The organism is Methanococcus maripaludis C5, from assembly GCF_000016125.1.
In the GTDB taxonomy this organism is placed as follows: domain Archaea; phylum AGJL01; class Methanococci; order Methanococcales; family Methanococcaceae; genus Methanococcus; species Methanococcus maripaludis_D.
In genome coordinates, this window is record NC_009135.1 from 283,928 (window position 1) to 301,892 (window position 17,965).

The 17,965-nt window shown below is 33.4% G+C and carries 17 protein-coding genes; 14 read left to right on the forward strand and 3 right to left on the reverse strand.

Annotated features, from left to right (window positions below):
- Nucleotides 1–80 precede the first annotated feature (80 nt).
- Nucleotides 81–1,397 carry a bifunctional hexulose-6-phosphate synthase/ribonuclease regulator gene (locus tag MMARC5_RS01645; protein WP_011868092.1) on the forward strand — a complete coding sequence of 439 codons (1,317 nt, stop codon included), beginning with the start codon at nt 81–83 and terminating at the stop codon, nt 1,395–1,397.
- Nucleotides 1,398–1,419: 22 nt separating this feature from the next.
- Here the strand turns inward: MMARC5_RS01645 and MMARC5_RS01650 are convergent, their stop codons facing one another.
- Nucleotides 1,420–2,436, reverse strand: a complete 1,017-nt coding sequence (locus MMARC5_RS01650) for a DUF1786 domain-containing protein (protein ID WP_011868093.1) — start codon at nt 2,434–2,436, stop codon at nt 1,420–1,422.
- Nucleotides 2,437–2,572: 136 nt separating this feature from the next.
- On the opposite strand from MMARC5_RS01650, the gene MMARC5_RS01655 reads away from it, so the two are divergent.
- The 13 genes from MMARC5_RS01655 (at nt 2,573) to MMARC5_RS01710 (ending at nt 15,740) form a co-directional block, all read left to right on the forward strand.
- The gene (locus MMARC5_RS01655) at nt 2,573–3,283 is read left to right on the forward strand and encodes a peptide arginase family protein (RefSeq protein WP_011868094.1); all 711 of its coding nucleotides are present in this window, start codon (nt 2,573–2,575) and stop codon (nt 3,281–3,283) included.
- 95 nt (nt 3,284–3,378) lie between these two features.
- Nucleotides 3,379–4,635 (forward strand): Glu-tRNA(Gln) amidotransferase subunit GatD, encoded by a 1,257-nt coding sequence (gatD, locus tag MMARC5_RS01660; RefSeq protein ID WP_011868095.1) that lies wholly within the window; start codon nt 3,379–3,381, stop codon nt 4,633–4,635.
- Nucleotides 4,636–4,683: 48 nt separating this feature from the next.
- Nucleotides 4,684–6,579, forward strand: coding sequence for a Glu-tRNA(Gln) amidotransferase subunit GatE (gene gatE, locus MMARC5_RS01665; protein WP_011868096.1), 1,896 nt, complete (start codon nt 4,684–4,686; stop codon nt 6,577–6,579).
- Nucleotides 6,580–6,656: 77 nt separating this feature from the next.
- Entirely contained in the window at nt 6,657–8,150 is a 1,494-nt protein-coding gene (locus tag MMARC5_RS01670; protein ID WP_011868097.1) for a helicase HerA domain-containing protein, read from the forward strand.
- Between the two features lie 16 nt (nt 8,151–8,166).
- Entirely contained in the window at nt 8,167–8,976 is an 810-nt protein-coding gene (locus MMARC5_RS01675) for a YkgJ family cysteine cluster protein (RefSeq protein ID WP_011868098.1), read from the forward strand.
- A 17-nt stretch (nt 8,977–8,993) separates the two neighbouring features.
- A complete protein-coding gene (locus MMARC5_RS01680) occupies nt 8,994–9,521 on the forward strand; it encodes a hypothetical protein (protein WP_011868099.1) in 528 nt (175 codons plus the stop codon).
- Nucleotides 9,496–10,068 carry a zinc ribbon domain-containing protein gene (locus tag MMARC5_RS01685; RefSeq protein WP_011868100.1) on the forward strand — a complete coding sequence of 191 codons (573 nt, stop codon included), beginning with the start codon at nt 9,496–9,498 and terminating at the stop codon, nt 10,066–10,068. Before MMARC5_RS01680 ends, MMARC5_RS01685 begins: the two co-directional genes overlap by 26 nt.
- Nucleotides 10,069–10,177: 109 nt before the next feature.
- Nucleotides 10,178–11,323: an ABC transporter substrate-binding protein gene (locus MMARC5_RS01690; protein WP_011868101.1), complete on the forward strand. Its 1,146-nt coding sequence runs from the start codon at nt 10,178–10,180 to the stop codon at nt 11,321–11,323.
- A gap of 226 nt (nt 11,324–11,549) precedes the next feature.
- A complete protein-coding gene (locus MMARC5_RS09825) occupies nt 11,550–11,654 on the forward strand; it encodes a hypothetical protein (protein ID WP_231288455.1) in 105 nt (34 codons plus the stop codon).
- A gap of 32 nt (nt 11,655–11,686) precedes the next feature.
- Entirely contained in the window at nt 11,687–12,325 is a 639-nt protein-coding gene (locus MMARC5_RS01695) for an ATP-binding protein (RefSeq protein ID WP_011868102.1), read from the forward strand.
- A gap of 279 nt (nt 12,326–12,604) precedes the next feature.
- Entirely contained in the window at nt 12,605–13,933 is a 1,329-nt protein-coding gene (locus tag MMARC5_RS01700; RefSeq protein WP_011868103.1) for an FAD-dependent oxidoreductase, read from the forward strand.
- Between the two features lie 142 nt (nt 13,934–14,075).
- Nucleotides 14,076–15,044, forward strand: coding sequence for a porphobilinogen synthase (gene hemB, locus MMARC5_RS01705; protein WP_011868104.1), 969 nt, complete (start codon nt 14,076–14,078; stop codon nt 15,042–15,044).
- A gap of 18 nt (nt 15,045–15,062) precedes the next feature.
- On the forward strand, nt 15,063–15,740 hold the full coding sequence (locus MMARC5_RS01710) for a nuclease-related domain-containing protein (RefSeq protein WP_011868105.1): 678 nt from the start codon (nt 15,063–15,065) through the stop codon (nt 15,738–15,740).
- On the opposite strand, the gene MMARC5_RS01715 is transcribed toward MMARC5_RS01710, so the two are convergent.
- A complete protein-coding gene (locus MMARC5_RS01715) occupies nt 15,741–16,238 on the reverse strand; it encodes a pyrimidine dimer DNA glycosylase/endonuclease V (protein WP_011868106.1) in 498 nt (165 codons plus the stop codon).
- A 62-nt stretch (nt 16,239–16,300) separates the two neighbouring features.
- The gene (gene pheT / locus MMARC5_RS01720; protein WP_011868107.1) at nt 16,301–17,965 is read right to left on the reverse strand and encodes a phenylalanine--tRNA ligase subunit beta; all 1,665 of its coding nucleotides are present in this window, start codon (nt 17,963–17,965) and stop codon (nt 16,301–16,303) included.

Genomic DNA, 17,965 nt, shown 5'->3' on the forward strand with positions numbered 1-17,965 from the left:
TTTTTTAAATTATCAAATATTTTCTAAAACATTTTAATTTACCAAGATTTATTTATTTTTTAATCGAAAGGGGCGATATAATGCAGGTTAAATCAGAATTACCTCCTGTGCAGGTAGCTCTTGATCTTGTTGATCTTCCAAGGGCAATAGAAATTGCAAAAGAGGCAGTTGCAGGCGGAGTTACATGGGTTGAGGCAGGAACTCCACTAATAAAATCCGAAGGAATGAATGCAATTCGGGAACTAAGGAAAAACTTCCCAACACTTACAATCGTTGCAGACATGAAAACAATGGATGCAGGAAGTACTGAAGTTGAAATGGCAGCAAAAGCAGGTGCAAACGTTATATTGATATTGGGTGTTGGTCCCGATTCAATGATAATTGATGCTGTAAAAGCTGGAAAAAAATACGGAGTTTTAGTTGGAACTGATTTAATTGCAACCGAAGATCCCATAAAAAGAGCAGTAGAACTTGAAGAAATGGGCGTAGATATTATAAATATCCATGTAGGACTAGACCAACAGGTTTTAAATGTCGATCCTGTTGAACTTGTAAAAAGAGTTTCAGAAAACTGTAAAAAAGCAAAAATTGCAGCAGCAGGCGGTTTAAACAGCGAAACCGCGGTAAAAGCCTATGAAGCAGGTGCAGACATAATTATTGCGGGAGGAACATTATACAAATCCGCAGACCCCGAACAAACTGCAAGAGATATTATAAAAGGTCTCAAAACTGGAAAACCTGTAAAAACGGATAAATTTAAGAAATTTAATGAAAGTGAACTAGTCAGTGCATTTAATGTTGTAAGCACTTCGAACATAAGTGACGCAATGCATAGAACTGGTGAAATGAAAGGTTTAAAACCAGTCTGGAACTCTGAAAAACCTTTAAAATTTGCAGGGCCAGCAGTTACAGTTAGAACTTATTCTGGAGACTGGAGTAAACCTGTAAGTGCGATAGATGACTGTGAAGCAGGAAATGTTTTAGTAATTGATAATTGCAGTTCTGAAATTGCCTGCTGGGGCGGACTTGCAACGCTTTCATGTGAAACCAAAGGTGTAGTAGCAATTGTAATAGATGGTGCTGTTCGAGATGTTGAAGAAATTTTAAAAATTGGAATTCCAGTATTTGCAAGAAGTATAACTCCAACTGCAGGGGAGCCAAAAGGATTTGGAGAAATAAATGCCGTAATTGATTGTGCAGGCAGAACTGTTGAACCCGGAGATTGGATCGTTGGGGATGAAAACGGAATTATTGTAGTTCCGAAAAATGAGGCAATGGAAATTGCAAACAGGGCAATTGATGTAAAGGAAAGAGAAGATCGAGTTAAGGAAGAAATAACTCGTGGAACAACGCTTGCAAAAACAATAAGGTTAAAAGACTGGGAATTGAAAAAATAAAGTTAATTATAAAATTTAATTTTTAGATTTTTTTTATTTTATTGTAAACATCTAATAGGCCGATACATCCTGTAATCATTACATCTCCGCCAGGATATGCATAATTACCGTAACTTTTGAATAATTCTCGGTTTGGACCTGCAATAAGTATGGATTCAGGTTCAGTTTTACAAGTTACACACGCACCGTGGCCGTTGTCGTTATATATATCCTCATTTTTTAAAGTTCCGTTACAAGTTCTTTCAACAATGTCTTTTAATTTTCTTGCATCGATTAATCTTGTGTGGTGTTCGAAAAGGCCGTTAATCTTTTGATTTTGCATTGAAACTCCTAAAGTGTGGCCGTTTCCAATGTCAAGACCGATAAATTCATTAATCTTGTTTTCATTTGCGTAATTTAAAATACCGCAAACAGATGCCATTTTGCTATCCATCACAAATCCTTTGTATTTGTTTTCATCAAGAGTTCTTAAAATGGATTCAAACCGTGAAAAATTGTCTGTTTTATAATTTTTATTATCAAAATAAAACTCATACGGGTCTTTTGTTTCATTCAATTTTTTTTCAAAGTATTTAAATCGAGTAATCCGATCACTCTGGCCCTTTACAAATCCATGATCCTGACATGCTACACAAACAACATCTGGAGAGAAATCCTGTCCCATAGACGAAAAAATTGTTTTTAACATTTCAAAATCCAGATCTTCCAAATTTACATTTGGATTTTGAATATTTTCTTTTATAACAATTCCTTTTTCCCTAACTTCGTCTAAATCATCTCTAATGGTTCTCACACATTGTTCGGAAATCTCTACATTATACCCTTTTTTTAATTTCTGCATTATTGCAAAGGAAACAGGACCTCCGCCCATTAATTTTCCGTCAATTCTTAAATCTTCTTTTAATTTCATAATTTTTCGAGAAATAATCGTTGTGGGGGAAGGCAGTATTAATTTAATTGCATTTTCAACGTTTTTTTCAGTATCAAAGTATAAAATGTCCTGAGTTCCTTTTCCAATATCGATGCACAGAATATTCAAAGTAATCACCTTAAATGACATTTTTTTATAAATGTTAATTAGTTGATGATACTATTCTACTTCTATATCTTAAGATTTTTTATTTATATCATGAATTTTATAGTTGTCCTTGCTTTTAATTGATTTTTGTGAAACTATGAGAATTTTAGATATTGATCTGGACTTTTTCTTAAATAAAATTGCATTTTGGAAAAAAGGAAATAAAAGACTCGATGAAAAAGAGTACGTAGTATGGAAAAAAGATAAATTTATTGAATTTTTGGAAAATAACTGTAATTTATCGAAAAATAATACAATAAAGGGGAGAATTGTTAAAAAACACCACGAAGCTTTTTATTTTTGGAGAGAACTTATCGAAAAAAATGAACTCGAAGTTCCTTTTGAAGTAATTCACATCGATGCTCACGCAGATCTTGGGCTTGGGGACTTTTCATACAAATATATCATGGAAGAATTGCTCCACAAACCTGTTGAAAAAAGAAATGATCCTGAAATGATGTATGAGGGAAATTATCTTGCTTTTGCAATTGCAAATCAGTGGATTAATAATATAACTTATGTTACGCACCCGAAAGGCGGAAATGACCTTTTGAATTTTCATTTTAGGGACTATGATGTAAAAAGTGAAATTATTCAGCTTAAAAAAACTGAGAAAATAGAAACTGAAATTAAAAATGTAAAAATTTTAGATGTGGAACCAGAAATTCCTTTTAAATTAATATCTGGGAAAGATTATGTTGAAAAAGGAACTTTTGATTATGTTGTATTTAGCATATCCCCAAAATACACTCCAAAAACGATAGATAGATTAATTCCAATCGTAAAAGAATACATCGAGGAAATTTAGGTATCATTCCTTAAATATCCAAGTTTAATTTTTTTATACCATAATGACGTATTTTATTTAATCTTCATATTATTTTTATCAAAAAAGGTGGAAAAATGGATATCGGTGATTTTGTAAAACTCGAACTGGAAAACACGACGTATTCTGGAACGGTAATGCCTTCTTTAAACGAGGATACTGTTGTAATCAAAATGAAAAGCGGATACAACGTTGGACTCGATAAGAAAAAAATAAAAAATATTGAAATTTTGGAATCAGGAGACAAACCAAAATACGGCCTTCCACCTCTTAATTTAGAAAAAAACCCAAAATTAAAAAACATTTCTATTTTATCAACTGGTGGAACAGTTGCTTCAAGAGTGGACTATAAAACTGGAGCAGTTCATCCTGCATTTACAGCAGATGATTTAATTCGAGCAGTTCCCGAATTAATGGACATTGCAAACATCAAAGGAAAAGTTATTTTGAATATTTTAAGTGAAAATATGCTTCCAGCTTATTGGAAAATGACTGCTGACGCAATAAAAGAGGAAATTGAAAACGGGGCTGAGGGAATTGTTATTGCACACGGAACAGATACTATGCACTACACTGCATCAGCACTATCATTCATGGTAACTTCAGAAGTTCCAATTATTTTGGTTGGCGCTCAAAGAAGTAGTGATAGACCTTCTTCAGACGCAGCATTAAACATAATTGCAGCGGTAAAAGCAGCAACTGAACCAATAAAAGGAGTTTATGTATTAATGCACGGAGAAACTGGAGATACCGTATGCCATTTACACGAAGGCACAAAGGTTAGGAAACTCCACTCATCAAGAAGAGACGCATTCAAATCAGTAAATGAAACCCCAATAGCTGAAATTAACCCATTTATAAAAAAAGTAACATATTTAAGGGATGTAAAAAGTCAGGACAAGTCAAAAATCAAAGAAGTAGTGTTAAACACAGATTTGGAAGAAAAAGTTGCTTTAATCAAAGTTTATCCTGGGATTGATTCTGAAATTTTGAAGTTTTACGTTGATAACGGATACAAAGGAATTATTTTGGAAGGAACTGGACTTGGACACACTCCCGAAACCTTTTTTGAAGGAATTGATTACGCAAATGAAAACAATGTTTTAGTTGCAATGACTACTCAGACGATCAATGGTCGAGTAAACATGAATGTTTATTCAAATGGGCGAGAACTTCAAGCAAAAGGTGTAATTCCATGCGAAGACATGCTTCCAGAAGTTGCATTTGTTAAATTAATGCACTTACTTGGAAATTATGGATTTGAAGAATCAAAAGAATTAATGTCTAAAAACATTGTCGGAGAAATTAACGAATCTATTAATCTGGAGTGCTAATTGTCTAAATAGATTTATTTAGTATTTACTTTGATTTTTGGTGATAATATGGATCATGATTACGAAAAACTTGGATTGAAAGTTGGACTTGAGATACACCAGCAGTTAAACACTAAAAGGAAACTTTTCTGTAACTGCCCAACAAAAATAAGGGATGATGAACCTCATGGGGAAATTGAACGGGTTTTAAGGCCTTCTCAAAGTGAAATGGGTCACGTTGATAAGGCGGCACTTCTTGAATCAAAAAAGGAAAAGAAGTTTATTTATCAATATTACAATGATTCTACATGTTTAGTGGAACTTGATGATGAACCACCTCATGACGTTTCCCCTGAAGCAGTAGATACTGCATTGGAGGTTTCAACTTTAATGAACATGAAAATGGCTGATGAAGTTCAGATCATGAGAAAAATGGTTATTGATGGTTCAAATACCTCTGGATTTCAAAGAACAATGTTTGTATCCCAAGAAGGATTCATTGAAACGGAATACGGAAATATTGGTGTTACAAGTCTGTGTTTAGAAGAAGATGCATGTAAAAAGATTGAAGATGGTAAAGACTACACAAAATATTGTGTTGATAGGCTTGGAATCCCGCTTTTAGAAATTACAACTGAACCTGATATCACATCTCCAAAAATGGGTAAAGAAGCTGCAAGAAGAATTGGAACCATTTTAAGAGCAACTGGGAAAGTTAAAAGGGGTCTTGGTACAATTAGGCAGGATGTAAATATTTCAATTCGGGAAGGTGCAAGAATTGAGGTTAAAGGAGTTCAAAACCTTGATTTAATTGAAAAAATCATCGAAAACGAAGTTACAAGACAGATCAGTTTAAATGAAATCAAAGAAGAACTTTTGAAGAGAAATGCGGAAGTTGTCGATGAAATAAAAGATATCACCGAACTGTTGAAAGATACTGAATCAAAAGTTTTGAAAAGTGCACTTAAAAATAAAGGGGTAATTAGGGCAATTTTGTTAAAAGGATTTTCAGGAATGATCGGAAGAGAAGTTCAGCCGGGAAGAAGACTTGGAACGGAATTTTCAGATCGTGGAAAGGTACTTGGTGGAGTTGGGGGATTATTCCACACAGACGAACTTCCAAAATATGGAATTACTGAAGAAGAAGTCACAAAATTAAAAGAATACATGAACTGCGGCGAAAACGACGCTGTAATTTTGGTCGCAGACAAGAAAAACAAGGTTGAAAGAGCACTCAACGCAGTAATTGAAAGGGCAAAAGAATCAATGATTGGAATTCCTGAAGAAACGAGAAAAGCACTCGATGATGGAAATACATCTTATTTAAGGCCGCTTCCTGGAGCTGCGAGGATGTATCCTGAAACAGATGTTCCAACGATTACAATCACAGAAGAAAAGCTCGAAGCAATTAGAAATAACCTTCCAGAAATGCCTGAAGAAAAACTTGTAAGGTTTGTAAAAGAATATGAATTAAACGAAGATCTTGCAAAACAGATGGTGATGTCTTACCACGTTGATTTGTTTGAAAGTCTGTCAAAAAAATATTCAAAAATCAAACCTACGCTTATTGCAACGACCCTCGAAGCTACATTAAAAGAAATAAAAAGAGAAGGGCTTGATACCGATTTATTGACTGAAGAACACCTTGAAGAACTTTTTAAAGGGCTTTCAGAAGACAAAATGTCAAAAGAAGCAGTTCCTGATGTTATAAAAGGATTTATCGAAAACCCTTCAAAAAAACTCGATGAAATTTTAGAAATTAAGGGAATGTCTTCAATGTCAGTTGATGAGGTAGAATCAATAATTGAAGATATAATCAATCAAAACATTTCCCAAGTAAACGAAAAAGGGATGGGTGCAATGGGTCTTTTAATGGGAAGATGCATGGCACAACTCAGGGGAAAAGCTGATGGAAAGCTAATAAATACAACATTGCAGAAAAAACTCAAAGAAAAAGTTCAGTAAGCAAACTGAAATAATTATTAATTTTTTTAAGTATTTTTAACTTTTAAATATTGTATATTAGTCGGAGGGCGGTATTTTTGGATAATTTAATGGGCTACGTTATAGGTGAAACCTCAAATACTGAGTTGAATTTTCTTGCAAAGCAGTTACCTGAAATTGGAAGCTATGTATCGATTAATTATTGCGATTTAGAAATTTTGGGAATGGTTGAATCGGTTAATCAAGGATGCAAAATCTTTGAAGACGTATACAATATAAAAGATTTTGAAAAATTGAAAGATTTTGAAAATAATGATTCATATTACACAATTGGAAAAATAAAGATTCTGGGTGATGTAAAAAATATGCAAATCCCAAGAATTCCGCCAAAACCTGGAACCGAAGTTTATAATGCATCTGAAAAAATACTGGAAGAAATTTTTTCAAAAGGAACAATTGAAATTGGAAATTTAATTTCAGCAGATTCAAAAGTTAAACTCGATGTAAACAAACTCTGTTCAAGGCACTTGGCAATCCTTGCAATTACCGGAATGGGTAAGTCAAATACCGTTTCTGTTCTTTTGGAAGAATTAAATAACATTCATGCAACCGTTTTAGTTTTTGACATGCACAGGGAATACGTTGAAATCGAAGCAAAGAGCGGTACAATTCGAAGAAATATCATAAAACCAAAAATAAACGTATACAACATGTCATATGACGCATTAATGTCTCTTGCCGGAGTTGACCCACAAGCTACAGTTCAAAGGGCTATGGGAAGACGTGCAATGAAAAAAATAAAGGAATCAAAAAAGGAAGTTGATTTTAATACTGTTGATGAATACATAAACTCGATTATCAATGAACTCAATTATTACATGGGTATGGATGAATTCAAGAGCAAAGTGGACAGTATTTTAACATTAATTATGCGATTTGAAGATTTGATGACATTCAAGGATAAAATCACTGCGATAAATTACAATCCTATTCAGGATATAAAAGAAAATTATGTGAATATTGTTGATATAAGCGAATTAGACGAAAGCAGCACCGATTTAATAATCTCTTACTTTACAGGAGAGATTTTAAATGATAGAAAAAAAGTTTTATGGGATACAAAAGTTGCAAAACCAATATTTTTAATATATGAAGAAGCACACCTTATTGTGCCACAAAACAGACCCACAAAATCCAAAGTTCCGATTTCAAAAATCGCAAGAGAAGGTCGTAAATTTGGTGTTGGGATATGTCTCGTGTCTCAGAGGCCAAAAACCCTTGACCAAGAGTCACTATCCCAGTGCAACAACTTTATAATTTCAAAATTAATTGAACCAAGCGACCAAAAACACGTTCAACACGCATCAGAAAATTTAAGCGAAGATTTATTAAACCAGCTTCCTGGATTAAACGTTGGAGAAGCTGTGATAATAGGCCCTTGTTTAAAAATTCCTGCAATGGTTAAAATAAAAAGATTTGAAGGAGAATATGGTGGTGAAGACGTTAAATTTGATGAACTTTGGACTAGTGAAAAAGAAAAAAATATTCCTGAATTTATAGAAAGTAATGAATTTTTTAATGACGAATTGTAGCGTCAAAAGAGGGCTTATGAGCTTTGAAGTTACATTTGACGGAGTAAAATATTCTTGCGTTAATTGTACATATTGCTGCAGCTGCAAAAGCTGGAGGGTATACCTGAGTTATTTTGACAGAATGCGACTCGAAGGTTACGAAAATTACATTGAAAAGTCAAATTCAGAATATGGCCATGTTTTATCTTTAAGGGATGGGAAATGCGGACTTATTGAGAATAATTTATGCAAATTACAAATCGAAAGGAACTACGATTCAAAACCTGCAATGTGTAAACTCTTTCCATTTAGTTTCATGGTAAAATGGAATGGCGAAATGCTTTTGATTTTAAAACACTATTGTAGTGGAGTTCAAGTTGGAAAAACCAGTAAACGAACAATAAAACATGCAGTAGAGTGCTGTGAAGAATTATATCACGATCAACTTTCAGAATTATCAATAAACGGTACTGAAACAGCTGAAAAAACAAATTTAGATGAAAAAAATAAAATTTACTGGGAGGAACGAGAAAAACTTGGAAAATATTTCTTTAAAACCAAAAAATTTGATAATTTTTCTGAAAAATATTTTGAAATATTCTCCGAAGATATCGGGGATTTTATTGATAAAATAAAATCAAAGAATAATTTCGATACGAAAACCAAAAAATTCCGTGAAAAAGAAATTTTACGGTATATGCAGGAATTAAACAAGAGGGAGCATTTTAGAAAAATGTCCTTTAAAAAAGAACTGAATAATCTTATAAATGTCGGGCTCACTATTAGTGACTATGAAGATCCACTCAAAGGGGAAGGGGTAATTGATTCAAAACTCCTTCTAAATTAAGAATGAATTGTGAAACTATGTCTTTAAAAGAATATCTTATTATTTTAGTAATGGTGTTACTTTTTGCAATGGCCCCCTTGATAATATTGCAAGAAAAAAAGAACAATCTTTCAGAGATGGAAGAACTCGAAAAATATGGTGTTTATGAAGTAAAAAAAATTAGTTCTGAAGAAGGGGATACATTAAGACTTTTTCAAGTTAGGAATACAATGGGGCAAAGATTAAGGAATGAACTTGACAAACCTGCAAAAGTAGATCTTTGTTATATCTTAGGCTATTCCTATAACAATTTTGAAGATATAAAAACTGTCGAAGTGATTTCTTATTATAATAACAGTGGAAATCTAGTCATATACTACGTCTATGAAATCGAAACAAGAGAAATAGAAATTTCTGAACTTTCAAATGTTTCCGAAGCAGGTATTATGGCAGATATGGAATATTATTATCGTAAAATAATTAAACTAGGAGATTTAAAAGTAATGGATGATAATATCCCCTACTGGAAGGAGGCAGATAATGGTTACAATAGTTCCGATAAATGAGGAAGAACGGGCAAGCATACTAAATGGGCTCAAAAGTTCAGTGCCAGCTACTAAATTAATAACTTTGAAAAAAATTGTAGATTTAACTGTTTTAAGGCCCGAATCATTGCAGTATATGGAAATGACTGACAAAATGTCAATTCAGAGGATTATCTCGGGAATTGAAAGAATAATGGAATATGATATCGATGAAATTTTAAAAAGAGAAGCTGCAATTGCTCTTGAAAAAGTAAAATTAACGCTTGGTTCAAAATTTGTACAAAATTTACTGCACTGCCAAAACTGTAATTCTGTAGTTGACATTGGATGGGAAAACTGTGCAAACTGTGGTTCAAATTTAACTGAAATGACTTATCCTGAAACAAAACCTTGTCCAAACTGTAACAAACACACTTCCGAAAACTGGAATAATTGTGCACACTGTGGATTCCAGCTCATTAAAGAAGAAGATAAGATTCAAAAATGTACGGGATGTAAACGGGAAGTTGATCCAACGTGGATGGTTTGCCCATACTGTGGAGCTCGACTCAAGGGATCAAAAAAATAATTAAATACATTTCTTTTTTCAAAAATGTTTTTTTAATACTGTTCTGCTTTTAATTTTACTGTAAATTTTATATATTTAAATACATATTTTCTATGAATGATTATTCGAGGTGTTAATTATCAAAAGATTTGCAATAATTGCAAGCTTATTATTGGCACTTTTGTTTGCGGGCTGTATTGACAGTACCTCTTCAGATGCAGAAGTCGCTGATTTAAAGGTTGCATATCTTCCATCAGACCACGATGCACCATTATTTGTTGCAGCAGAATATCCTGAACTATTCCAGAATGGATATGGAGTTTATTTGAAAGAAGTTGAAAATAAAGATACCTACGAACTTTATGAAAACGATAAACTCGTAGCAAACGTTGAATTTATAAAAGTTATTGAAGGTGGAGCAAAAATCATGACCTTGATGGCACAGGGTCAGGTTGACGTTGGATTAAACGGAGTTCCTCCAGCAGTATTTTCAATTGATCAGGGAACAGCTGCAAAAATTGTAAGCCCTGCTCAATCTGAAGGTTCAGCAATCGTTATTAAAAGCGATATTGCTGCTGAAAATTGGGAAGAATTTGTAGTGTACATAAAAGAACAGGCAGAATCAGGAGTTCAAGTAAAAATTGGACACCCTCTTCCTACATCAATCCAATACGTTATGATAAAATCAGCACTCGATGCTGAAGGAATTACCTACACAGAAAATCCAAACGAAGATGCAATGGTTCAACTTATTAACTGTAAAGGCCAAGGAACAATGCCTCAGTTATTAAGTACAAATGAATTAGATGCAGTGATTGCATGGGAACCAACGCCTGAGCAATTAACACTTTCAGGAATTGGAAAATCAGTAATCTATTCGGGAGATATTCCTCCTGAAGGAATGTGGGAAAACCACCCTTGCTGTGTGTTTGTAGCGTCAAACAATGCACTTGAAAATAAAAGGGAAGGCTTAAAATCATTCTTAAAATTGATGGCCCTATCAAACAATGAAATTATGGCAAACCCTGAATTCGCAGTAAATGCAAGTTCTGAATGGCTCGGAACAGACTTGGAAGTTGAAGAATTATCAATTCCAAACATTAAATTTACAAATGAAATCGGATCTTTAGAAGCAATTGGACCTGCATTCGTAAATGTTATGGATGAACAAGGTGCAATGACTGGCCAATTGGCGGGACTTGAAGATATTGAAGAAATAAATTCAATTCTCTACGATTTCACATTATATAATGAAATCATGGATGAAATACAATAATATTCATAAACTTTCTTTTTTTAATTATTTTTTGAAAAAAATGTTAATTTAGCAAGGAACTGTTTATTTTTTGATCAAAATTTTAATAATAAAACTTTAATTTTGAATGATACTTAAATTATATTTATAAGCTTTTAATAATACTTTATGTAAAATGTGTACGATTTATATAGTTATTCAAACTAAGTATTAACCTGTACGATTTGTAAATATGGAGGTTAAACGAATGCCTAAAATGATTATTTGCGGCCGCGGTGGTTGTGGAAAAAGTACATTAATTACGCTTATGGCTCAGAAGATTGAAGAACAGGGAAAGAAGGTTTTAATGTAGATTCAGATGAATCTAACCTAGGACTCAGCACAATGGCAGGGACGGGGCCTGCAGAAAAAACACTCATGGATTATTTGGGCGGCAGACCTTTTGTCATGGAAAAGTTGATGGCATCTATGCGGAAAAATTGGGAAGAAAAAGTAGAACTCTTCCAGGAATGTGGTTTAGATGAACTTTCATCAGATTTCGTTAGTCGGAATGGAAACAAAGGTTTCATGCAAATTGGAAAGATAGAACATAGTCACGAAGGCTGTGCATGTCCTATGGGCGTAATTGCAAAAGACTTCTTAAATCATGTAATTGTAAATGATGATGAGTGGGTTTTAGTAGATACTGAAGCTGGGGTGGAACATTTTGGCCGCGGAATAGTTGAAGGGGTGGATTCCGTAGTTATGGTAATTGATCCATCTAACGATGCAGTTTTACTAAGTGAAAAGGTATCTCAATTATCCAAAGAAGCAGGTAAACCATTTGGGGTTGTTTTGAATAGGGTTGACGATGAGACAAAGAAGATCCTCGAAGATGCCATATTAGAAAAGAATATTTCCATTATTGGTGATATACCCTACTCAAAAACAATGGCCCGTGAAAATCTTAAAGGAAACAGGCTGGATAACAACATGATTGAAGGGGATATTGGCGAAATACTAAAAAAAGTGGAATCTCAATAATACAAACAAAAAATTACTTTTTCTTTTTTAATATATTGAACAAAGATATCTTAGCCGGATTACGAACGTTATTTATTTAATATATTGGACTCTATTTTAAAAATTTTAATAACCTTTACTTGATAGTGTATGGTTTAAACCGAAAAAAATGCTTTTTTAGGGCTCTATTAGGTTAGATTTTTGTTATTATCCATTAAATTTATATATTTGAAAAAAGCTCCTATATTTTAAGAATTATTCGTAATTTACGCAAACATTTTATTTAATTTTGGTGAAAATATGGACATAATAATAGTCGGAAGCGGTGCAGGGGGACTCACAACTGCATCAAACATAAAAAAACACGATAAAAATGCAAAAGTAACGGTAATTACTTCAGATAATTATATTGCATACTCACCATGCGCAATACCTTACGTAATCGGTGAAGAAATTGCAGATTTTGAAAGCATAATCATGCACACACCTGAAGACTACAAAGCAAAAGGAATCGATGTAATTGTTGAAGCTGAAGTTTTAGATGTAGTTTCAGACGAAAACAAAATAATTTACAAAAAAGATGCAACTGAAACAGAACTTAAATATGATAATTTAGTTTTGGCAACCGGCGGAACTCCATTTGTACCTCCAATTGAAGGGGTAACTTTAGGCGGTGTATTTAAGGTAAGAACCATTGAAGACGGTCGAAAAATAACAGAATGGGCAAAAGACACTAAAAATGCAGTAGTTGCAGGTGCTGGAGCAATCGGTATTGAAATTGCATTTGGATTAAAAGAACTTGGATTGGATGTAACCGTTGTTGAAATGGTTCCTCAAGTATTTCCAAGAGCACTCGACCCAGACATGGCAGAAACTGTCCAGAAATATTTGGAAGAGCAGGGAATTAAAGTTATTCTTGAAAAACCTGTCGGAAAAATTATCGGAAATGACAAGGTTGAATCAGTTTTAGTTGGCGAAGAAACAATTCCTGCAGAAATGGTAATCATGTCAACTGGAGTTAGATCAAACATCGAACTCGCTAAACGCGCAGGCTGTGAAATTGGAAGATGGGCTGTTCTTACAAATGAAAAAATGCAGACTTCAATTCCAAATATCTATGCAGTAGGGGACTGTGTCGAAGTAATCGATGCAATAACAATGCAAAACACGCTTTCACCATTTGGAACAACCGCGGTAAGGCAGGGAAAAGTAGCTGCTAAAACAATTGCAAACATTGAAGCAGAAATCAAACCTGTATTAAACAGCATGGTCTCAAAAATCGGAAAGCTTGAAATCGGCGGAACAGGAATGACGGAAACCGCTGCAAAGATGAATGGCATTGAAATTGTTTTAGGGTACTCAAAAGCACTTACAAGGGCAAGATACTACCCTGGCGGAAAACCAATCTACATAAAAATGGTTGCAGACAAAAATACGAAAAAAATAATCGGCTGCCAGATTATTTCAGAAGAAAGAGTCGCAGAAAGAGTGGATGCAATGTCAGTTGCAATTTTCAATGGAATGACTGTTGAAGAATTAGCAAATCAGGAATTCTGTTATGCACCTCCAGTTTCAATGGTAATTGACCCGATAGTTTTCGCTGCAGAAGATACGCTCGATAAATTTTAATTACGATTATCGGCGTCTTAGCCTTTTTTAAACTTTTTTATTGAATTTAAAAACAAAAACTATTATAATCTTTTAAACAATAATTTTTGATTACGACATATCTTATCTAACTTTAACAATTAATAGATTGCCAGGCGATTAAATGTTGATTAGGCCAAGAAGACTTAGAACAAATCAGAAAATCAGAGATATGGTAAGAGAAACAGTTTTAACAAAAAACGATTTAGTAATGCCAATTTTCGTAGATGAAAATTTAAAAGATGACGAAAAAACACCGATTCGATCAATGCCTGGCCAGTTCCGATATGGAATAGATGCCGCAGTCAATGAATGTGTTGAAATTTCAGAATTAGGGGTTCCTGCAGTAATCTTATTTGGAATTCCTGTTGAAAAGGACGAATTTGCAACCTCCGCAATAAATGAACAGGGCGGAGTTCAAAAGGTTATTTCAAAAGTAAAATCTAAACTTGGGGACGATCTTTTGGTAATTGCAGATGTTTGCATGTGTGAATATACTAGCCACGGGCACTGCGGTATCATAAAGGGGGAAGAAATTTTAAACGATGAAACTCTTGAAGTGCTTGGAAACATTGCTTTATCGTATGCAAAAGCAGGCGTTGACATTGTTGCGCCATCTGACATGATGGATGGAAGAGTTTTAAAAATTAGAAATGTTTTGGATCAAAATGGGTTCAAAAACGTTTCAATAATGAGTTATGCTGCAAAATATGCGTCAGCATTTTACGGGCCATTTAGAGATGCTGCAGAAAGCACTCCACAATTTGGGGATAGAAAATCATACCAGATGGACATTGGAAACTCAAAAGAAGCTTTAAAAGAGATAGGACTCGATATAAACGAAGGTGCTGATTTAATTTTGGTAAAACCTGCTCTTCCGTATCTCGATATTGTAAAAATGGCAAAAGAAGTATCTAACATTCCTGTTGGTGGCTACTGCGTGAGTGGGGAATATTCAATGATTGAAGCAGCAGCTCAGAATGGATGGATTGATCGGGAAAAAGCAGTATTTGAAACTCTGCTGGGTATAAAACGGGCAGGTGCTGACTTTATAATAACATATTGGGCAAAAGAAGTAGCTAATTGGCTTTAAATACTCATGAGGGGGATTATGGGATTTTTAACTTCACTATCAAAACACAGTTTATCACCAATAACTGGAAAATTAAAATATTTTCCAATAAGTTTATTTTTAAGAAATCTCGATAAAAACGAGTATTCTATTTTAAAAGATTATAATTTGGAATATAATGGCGATTCAGCGGTTATCGATTACCTTATAGTTTCAAAATATGGAATTTTTGTAATAAATTCAAAAAATATCTCAGGAATTATTTCAAATTCAAAAGAGGGCAACTGGATTCAAAAAATAAATGGATGCAAAAATTTAATTGAAAATCCTCTTTTGGAACTTGATAAAACAAAAAACATGTTAAAAGAGATGTTTTCATCAAAAAATATTGAAATAATCCTGATAACTGTGTTTAATGCTACTTCAAAAATAGATGTGAATTTTGATAATGTTGTAAACAGTCCCGAACTTGTTAGGAAAATAAAAGAATATGGAAATCCTGTAATCGACCAAAAAGAAGTAGAAAATATTATATATTCTCTTTTACATGCCAATACTTCAAAACATGGGTTAAATGTTGGAGAATACCCAATTGTAAAAATCATAAATGGCGATAAGACCTACTTCTGCCCAAAGTGTGGTTCAAAACTTAAATGTTCAGAAATTGAAAAAAGCTTAGTATGTCCAAATAATTTAAAATGCGGTTTAAAATTATAGTTAAATTTCGTTATCTTTTTTTAATCCTTTTAAATACCATTCAGGTGCTTTTCTTTTAGTCCATTTACAAAAACTAGACTTTTCTGCAATATAGTATTTGCGATATGACGATACAGCATCATCTGAAACATATTCTTCAGGTATCGCTTGAGCAAAAGGTGTTAATTCGTTTAAATCTGATTTTACGGGATTATATTCTAAATATTTTAAAAGTTCAGATGATTTATGCATTTTTTTGTACCTGTAACTATATTCTGATAAAAGTGCCTTTAAAAGATGTAATGCCCATTCATAGTTTTTTCTAGTTTTCGAAGCCCATAATACACAGGGGTGTTTTTCATGCGTTTTTTTATAGCATTTTTCTTTGTAAATCGAATTATGGATATGTTGAACGGTTGATAAAATCTGTGCAGCTTCAAGCGGCATTTTTACAACGTGTTTGTCGCAGTGCATTTTTGCAGCTTTTTCTGGATCAGCATCTAAAATAAAGAGTTGCACAATTATCCCTCTAAAAATTAAAAAAAACATCAATAAAAATATATTAAAAAAAGTTAAAATAATTATTCGATTGTTATTTCAAATCCGACTATCGGATGTTCGAGTTCGAAGTTTAAAATCACTTCAGGATGAATTTCTCCAAAAAATCCTACTTCTTTTCCATCTTTGATTATTTTTGCACATCTTCCAGGTATGAATGCTGGATGTTCGTAGTTTTCAAATTCAAAATCTTCAAAAAACTCTCTTAGGAGTGCTTCAGTTGAACTTTTTATTTCGTTAAAGTTCGTTAAAGGATGTGTTATCGCACCCGCAATTTTCTTGATATTTTTACACTTGGTATCAGTTTCAGTATCATTTTCATCGATAACTACGCAGTCACCAATTTCAAATATTTTTTGAGGAAGCGAGTGATGTTTGTTAATGTAGAGTGTTTCTAAAAGAAGTGGTAGAATTGAAGTTCTAAGAACCCTGTGTTCGATTGAAGCAGGTTTTAAAACTTCAATGTAGTCTTTTTCTTCTACTTTTAAATTCATTTTTTCAAATAATGTGTCTTGATTTGAAAGTGTAAGATTCATAACTTCGTAGAATCCAAGTCCAATCATCAAATCAGACATTGCGTTACATTTTTTTTCAACAGGGTCTTTTGAGCCAGTAGTTGCAACTGATGGCAATTTTCCTTCGAATTTTTCATAGCCGTAGTTTATAGCAATTTCTTCTTTTAAATCAACGTTATGTAAGATGTCATTTCTGTATGCAGGAATTTTTACAATCAAATTTCCATCTTCATAGAGTGCATCCATTCCAGATTTTTTAACAGCCTGAATCATTTCTCCGGGGTTTAACTCCAGTCCTAATTTTTTGTTGATTGATTCCACAGAAATCATTCTTGATTTTAAAGATAAATCAGGATATTTTTTTCCGTTAACATCAACTGAAACAATGGTTCCGCGTCTTTCTGCAAGTGCGCAGACGATAATATTAAGGGTTTCTTCAACAGCTTCTTTTTCAGTTCCAGTAATGTCGATAAGTAAGTTTTTGGATGTTGGGGTTACTTTTGTTAGTGTTCCGTTAATTATGGGGGGCATTGAAAGAACTTCGCCATTTGCATCGACAATAATTGGGAATTTATCATTCTGAATTAAATGAGCGTATTTTATTCCCTTTTCGTGTTTTTCAATAATTTCTCTTGGAGTCATTTTTTCGTCTTCATATCCTAAAGGAACAAATTTAATCTCGTCGCCTTTGATTTCTTTGTAAGTAAATGGAGCTTTTACTTTATCGAAGTCGTGAATTCCAATTGCAAGTTTCTTTCTATCTCTTCCAATTGCCCAGTGTAATTTTTCCTGAAGGTTTATCATGCTTTCAAGGACGAATTCATCCATTAAAACATTTTTAACAAGTGCAAATGCAACATACGGTCTTGTTTCATTTTCTTCAACAATTACTTTAATGTCTGAATTGAGTACTTCAAATTCTTGGATTCCCGTGGTAATTCCCATAAATCCCCTGAATCCTCTTGCAAGGCCTTCAACACTTAAATAATCAGGTCTATCCGGATTTATTGAAAACTGTACCATTTTCTGTTTTTTCCCGTTTTTATCGACTTCTTCAAATATTTCTTCTACTTCTACTCCCATCATCGGAAATCTGTCTTCGATTATCTTATCCGAAAGGGAAATATTGCTCAATCGTTCTAAATCTACCTTATTCACGTTAATTGTAGGCAC